This window comes from Ruegeria sp. HKCCA4008, from assembly GCF_013033125.1.
Classification (GTDB): Bacteria; Pseudomonadota; Alphaproteobacteria; order Rhodobacterales; family Rhodobacteraceae; genus Ruegeria.
This window is the reverse complement of sequence record NZ_WQDM01000013.1, coordinates 1-15,799: the sequence shown is the minus strand read 5'-3', so window position 1 is coordinate 15,799 and position 15,799 is coordinate 1. Positions and strand designations below refer to the sequence as shown.

10 protein-coding genes are annotated in these 15,799 nt (G+C 58.3%); 9 read left to right on the top strand and 1 reads right to left on the bottom strand.

Annotation, left to right across the window (positions count from 1 at the left end):
• Positions 1-220: 220 nt before the first annotated feature.
• From rplJ to GOW60_RS19785, 6 genes are all read left to right on the top strand, one after another.
• Positions 221-739, top strand: a complete 519-nt coding sequence (rplJ, locus tag GOW60_RS19810; RefSeq protein ID WP_152459179.1) for a 50S ribosomal protein L10 — start codon at positions 221-223, stop codon at positions 737-739.
• Positions 740-818: 79 nt separating this feature from the next.
• Positions 819-1,196, top strand: a complete 378-nt coding sequence (rplL, locus tag GOW60_RS19805) for a 50S ribosomal protein L7/L12 (RefSeq protein WP_152459178.1) — start codon at positions 819-821, stop codon at positions 1,194-1,196.
• A gap of 250 nt (positions 1,197-1,446) precedes the next feature.
• Positions 1,447-5,583 carry a DNA-directed RNA polymerase subunit beta gene (gene rpoB, locus GOW60_RS19800; protein WP_171230644.1) on the top strand — a complete coding sequence of 1,379 codons (4,137 nt, stop codon included), beginning with the start codon at positions 1,447-1,449 and terminating at the stop codon, positions 5,581-5,583.
• A gap of 50 nt (positions 5,584-5,633) precedes the next feature.
• Positions 5,634-9,875, top strand: coding sequence for a DNA-directed RNA polymerase subunit beta' (rpoC, locus tag GOW60_RS19795; protein WP_152459176.1), 4,242 nt, complete (start codon positions 5,634-5,636; stop codon positions 9,873-9,875).
• 272 nt (positions 9,876-10,147) lie between these two features.
• The gene (locus tag GOW60_RS19790) at positions 10,148-10,549 is read left to right on the top strand and encodes a hypothetical protein (RefSeq protein WP_171230643.1); all 402 of its coding nucleotides are present in this window, start codon (positions 10,148-10,150) and stop codon (positions 10,547-10,549) included.
• Between the two features lie 90 nt (positions 10,550-10,639).
• Positions 10,640-11,509 (top strand): DMT family transporter, encoded by an 870-nt coding sequence (locus tag GOW60_RS19785; RefSeq protein ID WP_171230642.1) that lies wholly within the window; start codon positions 10,640-10,642, stop codon positions 11,507-11,509.
• Here the strand turns inward: GOW60_RS19785 and GOW60_RS19780 are convergent.
• Complete coding sequence (locus tag GOW60_RS19780; protein WP_171230641.1) at positions 11,494-12,300, bottom strand: putative rhamnosyl transferase; 807 nt, start codon at positions 12,298-12,300, stop codon at positions 11,494-11,496. The genes GOW60_RS19785 and GOW60_RS19780 overlap by 16 nt on opposite strands.
• Positions 12,301-12,690: 390 nt before the next feature.
• Here GOW60_RS19780 and rpsL point away from each other — a divergent pair, with 390 nt between their 5' ends.
• The 3 genes from rpsL to fusA are packed head-to-tail and all read left to right on the top strand — an operon-like array spanning position 12,691 to position 15,684.
• Entirely contained in the window at positions 12,691-13,062 is a 372-nt protein-coding gene (gene rpsL / locus GOW60_RS19775; RefSeq protein WP_005621086.1) for a 30S ribosomal protein S12, read from the top strand.
• Positions 13,063-13,077: 15 nt separating this feature from the next.
• Entirely contained in the window at positions 13,078-13,548 is a 471-nt protein-coding gene (gene rpsG / locus GOW60_RS19770; protein ID WP_010441203.1) for a 30S ribosomal protein S7, read from the top strand.
• Positions 13,549-13,566: 18 nt separating this feature from the next.
• Positions 13,567-15,684, top strand: coding sequence for an elongation factor G (gene fusA, locus GOW60_RS19765; RefSeq protein WP_152459172.1), 2,118 nt, complete (start codon positions 13,567-13,569; stop codon positions 15,682-15,684).
• Positions 15,685-15,799: the final 115 nt, after the last annotated feature.

Genomic DNA, 15,799 nt, shown 5'->3' with positions numbered 1-15,799 from the left:
GTGCGATTCGTCGTGCGCTTTGTTTCGTTTCGTCCAAGACGGTGGGTGGGTCCGTTCGGCCCCTTAATTCCCTGCCTGAGACGGGTAAGACCAAAGAATTCTGGGGGTCCCACCCTCGGGCGCATTTTGGCCAATCCCGTAACAAGGACCTGAACGCCGGAGCGAAAGCTGCGGCAAATATGAGCCGGGGTGAGATTTCGCCCCTAACTTGGAGAGAACTGTGGATAGAGCCCAGAAAGAGAAAGTGGTCGAGGAACTCGGCCAAATCTTCGAAAGCTCTGGCGTCGTAGTGGTTGCCCACTACGCCGGTCTGACAGTTGCCGAGATGCAGGACCTGCGCGCGCGTGCACGCGAAGCGGGCGGTTCCGTGCGTGTTGCCAAAAACAGGCTCGCCAAAATCGCCCTTGAGGGTAAGCCGTGTGCAAACATGGCCGACCTGCTGACAGGGATGACCGTTCTGACCTATTCCGAGGACCCCGTGGCAGCAGCCAAGGTGGCCGAGGACTTCGCCAAGGAGAACAAAAAGTTCGAAATCCTTGGCGGTGCAATGGGCGAGAACGCTCTGGACCGCAAAGGCGTCGAAGCTGTTTCGAAAATGCCGTCTCGCGAGGAGCTTATTGCTTCGATCGTGGGCTGCATTGGCGCACCTGCTTCGAACATCGCCGGCGCGATTGGCGCACCTGCAAGCAATATCGCAAGCATCCTTTCCACCATCGAAGAGAAGGCGGAAGCTGCGTAAGCGGTTGGCACTGAATGATCTGCGTGGGGCATGTGCCCTGACGTTGGAACACACACTGTAAACGGAAAGAGCTGATAAAATGGCTGATCTGAAAGCACTCGCAGAAAGCATCGTGGGTCTGACCCTGCTGGAAGCACAAGAACTGAAAACCATCCTCAAAGACGAATACGGCATCGAGCCCGCAGCTGGCGGCGCCGTAATGGTCGCAGGTGCAGCTGGCGACGCCGGCGGCGCAGCTGAGGAAGAAAAAACCGAATTCGACGTCGTTCTGAAGAACGCCGGCGCATCGAAAATCAACGTCATCAAAGAAGTTCGCGGCATCACCGGCCTGGGCCTGAAAGAAGCCAAGGAACTGGTCGAAGCCGGCGGCAAGATCAAAGAAGGCGTGGACAAAGCAGAAGCAGAAGACGTCAAAGCCAAGCTGGAAGCAGCTGGCGCCGAAGTCGAACTGGCCTAAGCTTATCCTCAGGTGCATCGCTGATGTGCCGAAAAATTTGGCTGGGTCCGGAGAAATCCGGGTCCAGCCGAACCTGTCTTAGAAAGGGCCTCAAGACGCGAGGCGTTTTCTAAGACACGGTTTTCGGATCGGGAGGACGCCTTCGGGACGGTGGCCATGAATTGATCCGGACGTGTTGTCTCGATTGTGCAAGATGCCGGGGCCCGACGGTGTCTTTGCCCGCTGAGAACATCGAAAGGTGACATCTGACATGGCTCAAACGTTCCTTGGCCAGAAACGTCTTCGTAAATATTACGGCAAAATCCGCGAAGTGCTGGAGATGCCGAACCTCATTGAGGTCCAGAAATCTTCTTATGATCTTTTCCTGCGCTCCGGCGATGCAGAGCAGCCCACCGACGGCGAAGGCATCAAAGGCGTGTTCCAGTCGGTTTTCCCGATCAAGGATTTCAACGAAACCTCCGTTCTGGAATTCGTGAAATACGATCTGGAAAAACCCAAATACGACGTCGAAGAATGTATGCAACGCGACATGACCTACAGCGCGCCGCTGAAGGTAACACTGCGTTTGATCGTTTTTGATGTCGATGAGGACACCGGCGCAAAATCGGTAAAGGACATCAAGGAACAGGATGTCTTCATGGGCGATATGCCTTTGATGACGCCGAACGGCACCTTTGTCGTGAACGGGACCGAGCGTGTGATCGTATCGCAGATGCACCGTTCGCCCGGCGTGTTCTTTGACCACGACAAGGGCAAGACTCATTCCTCGGGCAAGCTTCTGTTTGCCTGCCGCATCATCCCGTATCGCGGCAGCTGGCTGGACTTTGAGTTCGACGCCAAGGACATCGTGTTCGCCCGGATCGACCGTCGCCGCAAACTGCCTGTGACAACCCTGCTCTATGCGCTGGGTCTGGATCAGGAAGCGATCATGGACGCGTATTACAACACCGTGTCCTACAAGCTGGACAAGAACAAGGGTTGGGTCACTCCGTTCTTCCCCGAGCGCGTGCGCGGCACCCGCCCGACCTATGATCTGGTTGACGCCAAATCCGGTGAAGTGATTGCCGAAGCGGGCAAGAAAGTTACCCCACGCGCGGTCAAGAAGCTGATCGACGAAGGAACCGTCACTGATCTGCTCGTTCCGTTTGATCACATCGTCGGCAAGTTTGTCGCCAAGGATATCATCAACGAAGAAACCGGCGCGATCTATGTCGAAGCCGGTGATGAGCTGACCCTGGAATACGACAAGGATGGCGACCTGATCGGTGGCACCGTCAAGGAACTGATCGATGCGGGCATCACCGACATCCCGGTTCTGGACATCGACAACGTCAATGTCGGTCCCTACATGCGCAACACCATGGCTCAGGACAAGAACCTGAACCGTGAAAGCGCGCTGATGGACATCTACCGCGTCATGCGCCCGGGCGAGCCGCCCACCGTCGAGGCTGCGTCGGCTCTGTTCGACACGTTGTTCTTCGACAGCGAGCGGTACGACCTGTCCGCTGTTGGCCGCGTGAAGATGAATATGCGTCTGGCTTTGGATGCGCCCGACACCCTGCGCACCCTGCGCCGCGAAGACATCGTGGCCTGCATCAAGGCGCTGGTGGAACTGCGTGACGGCAAAGGCGATGTGGACGATATCGACCACCTCGGCAACCGCCGTGTGCGTTCGGTCGGCGAACTGATGGAAAACCAGTACCGCGTCGGCCTGCTGCGCATGGAGCGCGCAATCAAAGAGCGTATGTCGTCGGTCGAGATTGACACCGTCATGCCGCAGGACCTGATCAACGCGAAACCGGCGGCGGCCGCGGTTCGTGAATTCTTTGGCAGCTCGCAGTTGTCGCAGTTCATGGACCAGACCAACCCGCTGTCCGAGGTTACCCACAAACGCCGTCTTTCGGCGCTTGGCCCCGGTGGTCTGACACGTGAACGTGCGGGCTTTGAGGTGCGCGACGTTCACCCGACCCACTATGGCCGGATGTGCCCGATCGAAACGCCTGAAGGTCCGAACATCGGTCTGATCAACTCGCTGGCCACCTTCGCCCGCGTGAACAAGTACGGCTTCATCGAAACCCCTTATCGCGTCGTAAAAGACGGGCAGGTGACCGACGAGGTCCACTACATGTCCGCGACCGAGGAAATGCGTCACACCGTGGCGCAGGCCAACGCGACGTTGGATACGGATGGCAAGTTCATCAACGATCTGGTTTCGACCCGTCAGGCGGGTGACTACACGCTTGCCCCGCGCGAGAATGTAGACCTGATCGACGTGTCGCCGAAACAGCTGGTCTCGGTTGCTGCCTCGCTGATCCCGTTCCTTGAAAATGACGACGCCAACCGCGCTCTTATGGGCTCGAACATGCAACGTCAGGCGGTTCCGCTGCTGCGGGCCGAGGCACCGCTGGTCGGTACCGGCATCGAGGAAAAGGTTGCGATCGACTCGGGTGCTGCGATTCAGGCGAAACGCGCCGGTATCATCGACCAGGTCGATGCCCAGCGTATCGTTATCCGCGCCACCGAGGATTTGGAACTGGGCGACGCTGGCGTTGACATCTATCGTCTGCGCAAATTCCAGCGTTCGAACCAGAACACCTGCATCAACCAGCGTCCGCTGATCAAGGTGGGTGACACCGTCCAGAAGGGCGAGGTCATCGCTGATGGTCCGTCGACCGATATGGGTGAACTGGCCCTTGGTAAGAACGTGGTCGTCGCGTTCATGCCGTGGAACGGTTACAACTACGAAGACTCGATCCTGATCTCGGAACGTATCGCGCGTGACGACGTCTTTACCTCGGTCCATATCGAAGAGTTTGAAGTCGCCGCCCGTGACACCAAGCTGGGCCCGGAAGAGATCACCCGCGACATCCCGAATGTCGGTGAAGAAGCGCTGCGCAACCTCGACGAGGCTGGCATTGTTTACATCGGCGCGGATGTTGAGCCGGGCGATATTCTGGTCGGCAAGATCACTCCGAAGGGCGAAAGCCCGATGACCCCGGAAGAAAAGCTGCTGCGCGCCATCTTTGGTGAAAAAGCATCTGACGTGCGCGACACTTCGCTGCGCGTGAAGCCGGGCGACTACGGTACGGTCGTTGAAGTCCGCGTGTTCAACCGTCACGGTGTCGAGAAAGACGAGCGTGCGCTGCAGATCGAGCGTGAGGAAGTCGAACGTCTGGCCCGTGACCGGGACGATGAGCTGGCGATCCTTGACCGCAACATCTATGCGCGTCTGCAAGGTCTGATCCTGGGCAAAACCGCTGTCAAAGGCCCGAAAGGCGTCAAGGCAGGGTCGGTGATCACCGAGGAGCTGCTGGAAACCCTGACCCGTGGTCAGTGGTGGCAGCTGGCGCTGGAAGACGAGCAGGATGCACAGATCGTCGAAGCTCTGAACGAGCAGTACGAAGTGCAAAAGCGCGCTCTGGACGCCCGTTTCGAGGACAAGGTCGAGAAAGTCCGTCGTGGCGACGATCTGCCGCCGGGTGTGATGAAGATGGTCAAAGTCTTCATCGCCGTGAAGCGCAAGTTGCAGCCGGGCGACAAGATGGCTGGTCGCCACGGGAACAAAGGTGTGATTTCCAAGGTTGTTCCGATGGAAGACATGCCGTTCCTGGCCGATGGTACGCCGGTCGACTTCTGTCTGAACCCGCTGGGCGTGCCGTCGCGTATGAACGTCGGTCAGATCCTTGAAACCCATATGGGTTGGGCCGCACGCGGTCTGGGCCTGAACATCGATGAGGCGCTACAGGAATACCGCCGTTCGGGCGATCTGACGCCGGTACGTGACGCGATGAAACACGCCTATGGCGAGGATGTCTATGAAGAGGGCATCAGCGGCATGGACGAGGACCAGCTGATCGAAGCGGCCAGCAACGTCACCCGCGGTGTTCCGATCGCAACCCCGGTCTTTGACGGCGCCAAAGAGGCTGACGTCAACGACGCGCTGGTGCGCGCGGGCTTCTCGGAAAGCGGTCAGTCGATCCTGTTCGACGGTCGTACCGGTGAGCAATTCGCGCGTCCGGTGACCGTGGGCATCAAGTACCTGCTGAAACTGCACCACCTGGTGGACGACAAAATCCACGCGCGTTCGACCGGGCCGTACAGCCTGGTTACCCAGCAGCCGCTGGGTGGTAAGGCGCAGTTCGGTGGTCAGCGCTTTGGTGAGATGGAAGTCTGGGCTCTGGAAGCTTACGGCGCCGCCTACACCTTGCAGGAGATGCTCACCGTGAAATCGGATGACGTCGCCGGCCGGACCAAGGTCTATGAGTCGATCGTCAAGGGCGAGGATAACTTTGAAGCGGGCGTACCGGAATCGTTCAACGTTCTGGTTAAAGAAGTCCGTGGCCTCGGCCTGAATATGGAACTCCTGGATGCGGAGGTTGAGGAGTAAGGGCGCTGCCCTTTCTCCCGTCCCCCCTTCCGCAAGATTTGAGGTAACAAATGAACCAGGAAATCACCAACAACCCGTTCAACCCGCTGACGCCCCCGAAGGTTTTCGACGAGATCAAGGTCTCGCTGGCGTCGCCCGAGCGGATTCTGTCTTGGTCCTATGGCGAGATCAAGAAACCCGAAACCATCAACTACCGGACGTTCAAGCCTGAACGTGACGGCCTGTTCTGCGCGCGTATCTTTGGCCCGATCAAAGACTACGAATGTCTGTGCGGCAAATACAAGCGGATGAAGTATCGCGGCGTCGTCTGCGAGAAATGCGGTGTGGAAGTCACCCTGCAGAAAGTCCGCCGCGAGCGTATGGGCCACATCGAACTGGCTGCGCCCGTCGCGCATATCTGGTTCCTGAAATCGCTGCCGTCCCGCATCGGTCTGATGCTGGACATGACACTGCGCGATCTGGAACGCGTTCTGTACTTTGAAAACTACGTCGTCATCGAGCCCGGTCTGACCGACCTGACCTACGGCCAGATGCTGACTGAAGAAGAGTACATGGACGCGCAGGATGCTTATGGCATGGACGCGTTCACCGCGAATATCGGTGCTGAAGCCATCCGTGAGATGCTGGCCCAGATCGATCTGGAAGCCGAAGCCGAGCAGCTGCGCGCTGATCTGGCCGAAGCGACCGGCGAACTGAAGCCCAAGAAGATCATCAAGCGTCTGAAGGTTGTTGAATCCTTCCTCGAGTCGGGCAACCGGCCCGAATGGATGGTGATGACCGTGATCCCGGTCATCCCGCCGGAACTGCGTCCGCTGGTTCCGCTGGATGGTGGCCGCTTTGCTACCTCGGATCTGAACGATCTGTATCGCCGCGTCATCAACCGGAACAACCGTCTGAAGCGTCTGATCGAACTGCGCGCGCCTGACATCATCGTCCGCAACGAAAAGCGGATGTTGCAGGAATCCGTGGACGCCTTGTTCGACAACGGCCGTCGTGGCCGCGTGATCACCGGTGCCAACAAGCGTCCGCTGAAATCGTTGTCGGACATGCTGAAAGGCAAGCAGGGTCGCTTCCGTCAGAACCTTCTGGGGAAACGCGTCGACTTCTCGGGCCGTTCGGTCATCGTGACCGGTCCGGAGCTGAAGCTGCACCAGTGTGGTCTGCCCAAGAAGATGGCGCTGGAACTGTTCAAGCCGTTCATCTACTCGCGCCTTGAAGCCAAGGGTCTGTCTTCGACCGTGAAGCAGGCGAAGAAACTGGTCGAGAAAGAGCGTCCCGAAGTGTGGGATATCCTCGACGAGGTGATCCGCGAACACCCTGTCATGCTGAACCGCGCGCCGACGCTGCACCGTTTGGGCATTCAAGCGTTCGAGCCGGTCCTGATCGAAGGTAAAGCCATCCAGCTGCACCCGCTGGTCTGTTCGGCCTTTAACGCCGACTTCGACGGTGACCAGATGGCTGTGCACGTCCCGCTGAGCCTTGAGGCCCAGCTGGAAGCCCGTGTTCTGATGATGTCGACGAACAACGTTCTGTCGCCTGCAAACGGTGCGCCGATCATCGTTCCGTCGCAGGATATGATCCTGGGTCTGTACTATGTGACCCTGGAACGCGAAGGCATGCCGGGCGAAGGCAAGGTCTTTGGATCGATCGAAGAAGTTCAGCACGCGCTGGATGCGGGCGAGGTGCATCTGCACTCGAAAATCACGGCCCGGATCACGCAGATCGACGAGGAAGGCAACGAAGTTCAGAAGCGCTATGAAACCACCCCGGGCCGTCTGCGTCTGGGTGCGTTGCTGCCGATGAACAACAAGGCGCCGTTCGATCTGGTCAACCGTCTGCTGCGGAAGAAAGAAGTGCAGCAGGTGATCGACACCGTCTACCGTTACTGCGGTCAGAAAGAGTCGGTGATCTTCTGTGACCAGATCATGTCGATGGGCTTCAAGGAAGCGTTCAAGGCGGGCATCTCGTTCGGCAAGGATGACATGGTCATTCCGAAGGACAAGTGGAGCATCGTCGATGACACCCGCAGCCAGGTGAAAGACTTTGAACAGCAGTACATGGACGGCCTGATCACTCAGGGCGAAAAGTACAACAAGGTTGTCGATGCCTGGTCGAAGTGTAACGACCGCGTGACCGAGGCAATGATGAGCACGATCTCGGACGTTGCCAAGGCCGAAGACGGGTCGGACATGGAGCCGAACTCGGTCTACATGATGGCCCACTCGGGTGCGCGTGGCTCGGTCACTCAGATGAAACAGCTGGGCGGTATGCGGGGCCTGATGGCCAAACCGAACGGTGACATCATCGAGACGCCGATCATCTCGAACTTCAAGGAAGGTCTGACCGTTCTCGAGTACTTCAACTCGACCCACGGTGCCCGTAAGGGTCTGTCGGATACCGCTCTGAAGACGGCGAACTCGGGTTACTTGACCCGTCGTCTGGTGGACGTGGCGCAAGACTGTATCGTTCGTGAGATCGACTGCGGCACCGAGCGTGCGATCACAGCCGAAGCAGCCGTGAACGACGGTGAGGTTGTCGCCTCGCTGGCCGAGCGCGTGTTGGGCCGTGTAGCCGCTGACGATGTTCTGCGTCCGGGCACCGATGAGGTGATCGTCGCAGCCGGTCAGCTGATCGACGAACGTATGGCCGATACCATCGACGAAGCCGGCGTTCAGTCGATGCGCATCCGCTCGCCTCTGACCTGTGAGTCCGAGGAAGGCGTCTGTGCGACCTGCTATGGTCGTGACCTTGCACGCGGTACGATGGTGAACACAGGTGAAGCTGTCGGCATCATCGCGGCTCAGTCGATCGGTGAACCCGGTACACAGCTGACCATGCGGACCTTCCACATCGGTGGTGTTGCGCAAGGTGGTCAGCAGTCGTTCCAAGAAGCCAGCCAGGAAGGTATCGTTTCCTTCGAGAACCCGCAGATTCTGGTCAACGCAGCCGGCGAAAGCCTGGTCATGGGCCGGAACATGAAGCTGGTGATCAAGGACGAACACGGCGAAGAGCGTGCCAGCCACAAGCTGGGCTACGGCTCCAAGCTGTTCGTCAAGGACGGCACCAAGGTGGCCCGTGGCGACAAGCTGTTCGAGTGGGACCCGTACACCTTGCCGATCATCGCCGAGAAAGCCGGTACTGCGAAATATGTCGATCTGGTTTCGGGCCTCGCTGTCCGCGACGAGACCGACGAAGCAACCGGCATGACCCAGAAGATCGTGATCGACTGGCGCGCCGCCCCCAAAGGCAGCGACCTCAAGCCCGAGATCATTCTGGTTGGCGAAGATGGCGAGCCGGTCCGCAACGATGCGGGCAACCCGGTTCACTATCCGATGTCGGTGGATGCGATCCTGTCGGTCGAAGACGGCCAGAAGGTCGAAGCCGGTGACGTCGTCGCGCGTATCCCGCGCGAAGGTGCCAAGACCAAGGACATCACCGGTGGTCTGCCGCGTGTGGCCGAACTGTTCGAAGCGCGCCGTCCCAAGGATCACGCGATCATCGCCGAGGCCGATGGGTACGTGCGCTTTGGCCGCGACTACAAGAACAAGCGCCGCATCAGCATCGAACCGGCGGACGAGTCCATGGAGACCATCGAGTACATGGTACCCAAGGGCAAGCACATCCCGGTCGCCGAAGGGGACTTCATCCAGAAGGGTGAATACCTGATGGACGGTAACCCTGCGCCGCATGACATCCTGTCCATCATGGGTGTCGAAGCGCTGGCCGATTACATGATCGACGAGGTGCAGGACGTGTATCGTCTGCAGGGCGTGAAGATCAACGACAAGCACATCGAGGTCATCGTGCGCCAGATGCTGCAGAAGTGGGAGATCCTGGATTCAGGCGACACCACCCTGCTGAAGGGCGAACATGTCGACAAGCAAGAGTTCGACGCGGCCAACGAAAAGACCATCGCCCGCGGTGGTCGCCCTGCTCAGGGTGAGCCGATCCTGTTGGGGATCACCAAGGCCTCGTTGCAGACGCGCTCGTTCATCTCGGCGGCGTCGTTCCAGGAGACCACCCGCGTGCTGACCGAAGCTTCGGTTCAGGGCAAGAAGGACAAGCTGGTCGGCCTGAAAGAGAACGTCATCGTCGGTCGTCTGATCCCCGCCGGTACCGGTGGGGCAACGCAGGCCGTCCGCCACATCGCGCAGTCGCGTGACAACGTGGTGATCGAAGCCCGCCGGGAAGAGGCCGAGGCCGCCGCCGCCCTGGCCGCACCGATCATGGATGATGATATGGTCGGGGATGAGTTGGACGTTCTGGTCGAAACACCGGAAAGCCGCGAATAAACCGCGTCATTCAGAATCAAACAGAAAAAGGCCCTGCGATTTCGTGGGGCCTTTTTTCCTCGCCTCTCCTGGTACGCAATTGTGAACCGGTGTGACAGAGCAAAGCCTTTGACCCGATTGCATCAGGCTTGTGGTTCTGCAATCGGTGGTTTAGCGCTGTACTGTGTTTTCGGATTATTTTGAGCTGAACAATGGACACCAAAAGCAACTCTTTCGAGGACCGTGTGGCGCGAATCAAGAAGCGTTCGGAAGAAAACACACGCAAGTCGCCTATGCCTCGAACCGAGAGTATCTGGCAACGTCTGGGGTATCCCGCTGCGTTTCTGGGGGCCTTTTTACTGGGTGTTTTTGCGGTCTTCCTGTCCCGACTGATTCAATATCAATCGGTCGGCATTCCGGTGCCCGGCAAGGTAGGAACGCAGGATTTCGTCAGCCTCGGCCTCGCAGGCGGGGCCTGCATCATGGTTATGCTGTTTCTGAAAGGTAAACTGCGAGAGTTCGCCGGGGCGCTCACGGTTGGCGCGTTGGTGACGACCTTTTCCTTTCATAATTTCGTGTGGAAATATCCTGTGATTTTCGAACTTGTATACGGGGAAGACTGGGTGGAGTTTGTGAAAGACACGACAGAGCCTTCCAGCCTGAATCTGTTCGGGACCATCCTTCCATTCGGTTGATGATCTTTGTACCCCTTGGAGCGTTGTTGACATCCAGCCCGACTCGGCGGCCAATGCGGGGCAATCAATTGCCCCGGAGCCCGAAGCAGCATGACCCCAAACACCAAAGGCGCTTTGCTGATGATGGGCAGCATGGCTGCCTTCACCCTGAACGACACACTGGTGAAGGTTGCCTTGCAGGATCTGCCATTGTTTCAGTTGGTGGCCATGCGCGGGTTTCTGGCGGCATTTCTGATCTATGTGCTAGCCCGGTACCTGGGCACGTTGCATCTGAATTTTTCGCGCCATGACAAGTGGCTGGTTGCACTGCGCTGCCTTGCAGAGCTTGCGGCGACATTCTTTTTCCTGACGGCGCTGAAGAACATGCCGCTTGCCAATGTTACGGCCATTCTTCAGGCATTGCCTCTTACGGTAACATTGGGTGCTGCTCTGGTTTTTTCCGAACAGGTTGGTTGGCGACGCGCTTTGGCAATCGCCGTGGGTTTCGTCGGAATGCTGCTGATCGTAAGACCCGGGCCAGAGGGGTTCAGCGTGTATTCCATCTATGCGCTGGTTGCAGTGGTTTCGATTACAGTTCGGGACCTCATCACGCGACGCATGTCAGCCGACGTGCCGTCAATGCTGGTTACCCTTGCCACCTCGGTTTCCATAGCGGGGGCTGCGGTAATAGCCTCGGTTTTCGAAGGATGGGTTGCGGTTTCGGTAACGGCGGGTTCTCTGGTCGCGGCGGCGGCCGTGTTTGTGTTGCTTGGCTATTTGTTCAGCGTCATGGTCATGCGGCAGGGAGATGTCGGATTCGTTGCACCGTTCAGATATTCCAGCCTGATCTGGGCGCTCGGGTTGGGTTGGGTCGTGTTTGACGAATGGCCTGACAGCCTGACGATGCTGGGTGCTGTCCTGATCGTGGGTGCCGGTCTGTTCACCTTGTTCCGGGCACGTAAGCGTCAGGGTTTGGCGTGACGCCGTCTGACCATGTCCGGATCAATGGCGAAACGGGTTTGAAACTCGAGCTCCTGCTGCCGGGTAAGAGGGTTGAGCGCGACATCCGTGTTTCTGGTTCGCGGTGAGTCATTGAACCGGTTCAATCCCCGTACCCACATCGGACTATCGGGTCGGGTCACAACGGGCATCGCGCGGTTGATCCTGTTATGGGCAAAATTCATGATCGATTTCTGCTGCCCGCCTTGCACGTACATTCCCAGACCGGCAGAGATCAACGGGCGATGCACACGCGTGGCCCGTATCCCCTCGGAACTGGCGCGGGCCAGATAACCGCAGTTGAAGTCAACGGCGACCATCGCGTGCCTTTCGAACAAGCCGACACATTCCCTGACACAGCCTCGAAACCGCTCGACAAAATCCACGGCCACTGCATCATCATCGTCGTGGCGAAACTGAAGGCAGGGTTGATCGGAATCGTTCCGCGCCGAATTCAGGACATCCTGCATGACTTTTCTGTGCCGCCCCGGAGGTTTCGCGACAATGCGCACCTGTTTCAGCCCACCGGTCAGATCGTTGAGGCGGTCAAATGCCAGCTTGGGCAGGCAGTCACCGACCACGATCACCAACTGGAAATCTTCGTCGGACTGTTTTTTGAAACCGGGCAGGGCGACCGTCTCGAACAGGCGAAACCGCTCTTCCAACCTGTCGTGCTGGTACAGGAATTGCCGTCTTTCTTCGACACTTTCGTGCGTTGTCTGAAAGCCGCCAATTGCGGGATAGGAAAACCGACAAAGGCCAATCACTTGCATCTGTAATCCATCAGCAGATATTCGACCCGACTATGCCCTTGCCGCGGTTCAGCCGCAACCGGGACAGCGGCGCGCAGGAAAGGCAATCCTACAGGCTGCATTCAACGCGCGCGCCGGGGCGCTGGGATAGGGCTGTTGACACTTGGGACGACTCCCCCTATACGCGCGTCATCTCGGTACCGGGGGCCGCCCCGTAGCCGATTCCAGTAATGAACTGGTCAAGGCCCGGACAATTTTATAGTTCGCGCCCTCTGAGAACCAACCGCGACGTTCACCTCGGAATGGGAACGCTCGTGGGTTTTGCGCTTGTGGACGCATAAGTGCAGCGAATTTAGCCGCACGCAACGCGCGTGCATGTCATGTGTGTTGCAAAACGGGGAAAGAACCGGAATGCCAACTATTCAACAGCTGATCCGCAAGCCGCGGCAGCCCAAAGTCAAACGCTCGAAGTCCATGCACCTGGAGCAGTGCCCGCAGAAGCGCGGTGTCTGCACACGTGTCTATACCACAACGCCTAAAAAGCCGAACTCGGCGATGCGTAAGGTTGCCAAGGTGCGCCTGACCAACGGGTTCGAGGTCATCTCGTACATCCCCGGTGAAAGCCACAACCTGCAGGAACACTCGGTTGTTCTGATCCGTGGCGGCCGTGTAAAAGACCTTCCCGGTGTGCGTTACCACATCCTGCGCGGTGTTCTGGATACTCAGGGCGTCAAAGACCGTAAGCAACGTCGTTCGAAATACGGCGCGAAGCGTCCCAAGTAAGAAGGAGAGGCTGATATGTCACGTCGTCACGCCGCCGAAAAACGCGAAGTCCTGCCTGACGCCAAATTTGGCGACAAGGTACTGACCAAATTCATGAACAACCTGATGATCGACGGCAAGAAGTCGGTCGCAGAGCGCATCGTCTACAACGCATTTGACCGCGTTGAGAACAAGGTAAAGCGCGCTCCGGTCGAAGTGTTCCACGAAGCGCTCGACAACATCAAACCTTCGGTCGAGGTTCGCTCGCGCCGTGTTGGTGGTGCAACTTACCAGGTTCCGGTCGAAGTGCGCCCCGAGCGCCGCGAAGCACTGGCCATCCGCTGGCTGATCACCGCTGCGCGCGGCCGCAACGAAAACACCATGGAAGAACGCCTCGCCGGCGAGCTGCTGGACGCCGTACAGTCCCGCGGTACTGCCGTTAAGAAGCGCGAAGACACCCACAAGATGGCCGAGGCGAACAAAGCCTTCAGCCACTACCGCTGGTAATTCTAGAGGCTTATCCAAATGGCACGCGAATATCCGCTCGAACTATACCGTAACTTCGGTATCATGGCGCACATCGATGCAGGCAAGACGACCTGCTCGGAACGCATCCTGTATTATACTGGTAAATCCCACAATATTGGTGAGGTGCACGATGGCGCCGCCACCATGGACTGGATGGAGCAGGAGCAGGAACGCGGCATCACCATCACTTCGGCTGCGACCACCACGTTCTGGGAACGCACCGAGGACGGTAAAACCGCCGATACCCCCAAGCACCGCCTGAACATCATCGACACCCCCGGCCACGTTGACTTCACCATCGAAGTCGAACGCTCGCTGGCGGTTCTCGACGGTGCCGTCTGCGTTCTGGACGCAAACGCCGGTGTTGAGCCCCAGACCGAAACCGTGTGGCGTCAGGCTGACCGCTACAAGGTTCCGCGTATGGTTTTCGTCAACAAGATGGACAAGATCGGCGCAGATTTCTTCAACTGCGTTCGCATGATCGAAGACCGCACCGGCGCACGTGCTGTTCCGGTTGGTATCCCGATCGGCGCCGAATCCGAGCTGGAAGGTCTGATCGACCTGGTCACCATGGAAGAATGGCTGTGGCAGGGTGAAGACCTGGGCGCAAGCTGGATCAAAGCTCCGATCCGCGACAGCCTGAAAGACATGGCTGAAGAATGGCGCGGCAAGATGATCGAAGCGGCCGTCGAAATGGACGACGACGCGATGATGGAATATCTGGAAGGCAATGAGCCCGACGTTCCGACCCTGCGTAAACTGCTGCGCAAGGGCACACTGGAAATCGCGTTCGTTCCGGTGCTGGGTGGTTCTGCGTTCAAGAACAAAGGCGTTCAGCCGCTGCTCAACGCTGTGATCGACTATCTGCCCAGCCCGCTGGACGTTGTCGATTACATGGGCTTCAAACCCGGTGATGAGGACGAAGTTCGGGACATCGCCCGTCGTGCTGACGACAACATGGCGTTCTCGGGTCTGGCGTTCAAAATCATGAACGACCCCTTCGTCGGTTCGCTGACCTTCACCCGGATTTATTCGGGCGTGCTGAACAAGGGTGACTCGATCCTGAACTCGACCAAAGGCAAGAAAGAGCGCATCGGTCGTATGATGATGATGCACTCGAACAACCGGGAAGAGATCGAAGAGGCGTTTGCAGGCGACATCATCGCGCTGGCGGGTCTGAAAGACACCACCACCGGTGACACCCTGTGTGACGCGAAGGATCCGGTGGTTCTGGAAACCATGACCTTCCCCGATCCGGTGATCGAGATCGCGGTCGAGCCCAAAACCAAGGGCGACCAGGAGAAAATGTCTCAGGGTCTGGCGCGTCTGGCGGCCGAAGACCCGTCCTTCCGCGTGGAAACCGACCTGGAATCGGGTCAAACCATCATGAAGGGCATGGGCGAACTTCACCTGGACATCCTGGTGGATCGCCTCAAGCGCGAGTTCAAAGTCGAGGCCAACATCGGTGCGCCGCAGGTGGCCTATCGTGAAACCATCTCGATGCCGGTCGAGCACACCTACACCCACAAGAAACAGTCGGGTGGTTCGGGTCAGTTCGCCGAGGTCAAGCTTGAGATCACTCCGACCGAGCCGGGCGAAGGTTATTCGTTCGAAAGCCGCATCGTTGGTGGTGCTGTTCCGAAGGAATACATCCCGGGTGTCGAAAAAGGCATCCAGTCTGTCATGGACAGCGGCCCTCTGGCTGGCTTCCCCGTGATCGACTTCAAGGTTGCCCTGCTGGACGGTAAGTTCCACGACGTTGACTCGAGCGTTCTGGCGTTCGAAATCGCAGCCCGTATGTGTATGCGTGAAGGCATGCGCAAAGCTGGCGCGAAACTGCTGGAACCGATCATGAAGGTCGAAGTGATCACCCCGGAAGAATACACCGGCGGTATCATCGGCGACCTGACCTCGCGTCGTGGCCAGGTGTCTGGTCAGGAACCGCGCGGCAACGCGATCGCGATCGACGCGTTCGTTCCGCTGGCGAACATGTTCGGCTACATCAACACCCTGCGTTCGATGTCGTCGGGCCGTGCCCAGTTCACCATGCAGTTCGACCACTACGATCCGGTTCCGCAGAACATCTCGGACGAGATCCAGGCGAAATACGCATAAGCGAAGATTTGAGGGAGCGTGGGCATCACGCTCCCTTCATTACCGAAAAAGGAGGCCATCATGGCAAAGGAAAAGTTTGAGCGTACAAAACCGCACGTCAACATCGGCACGATTG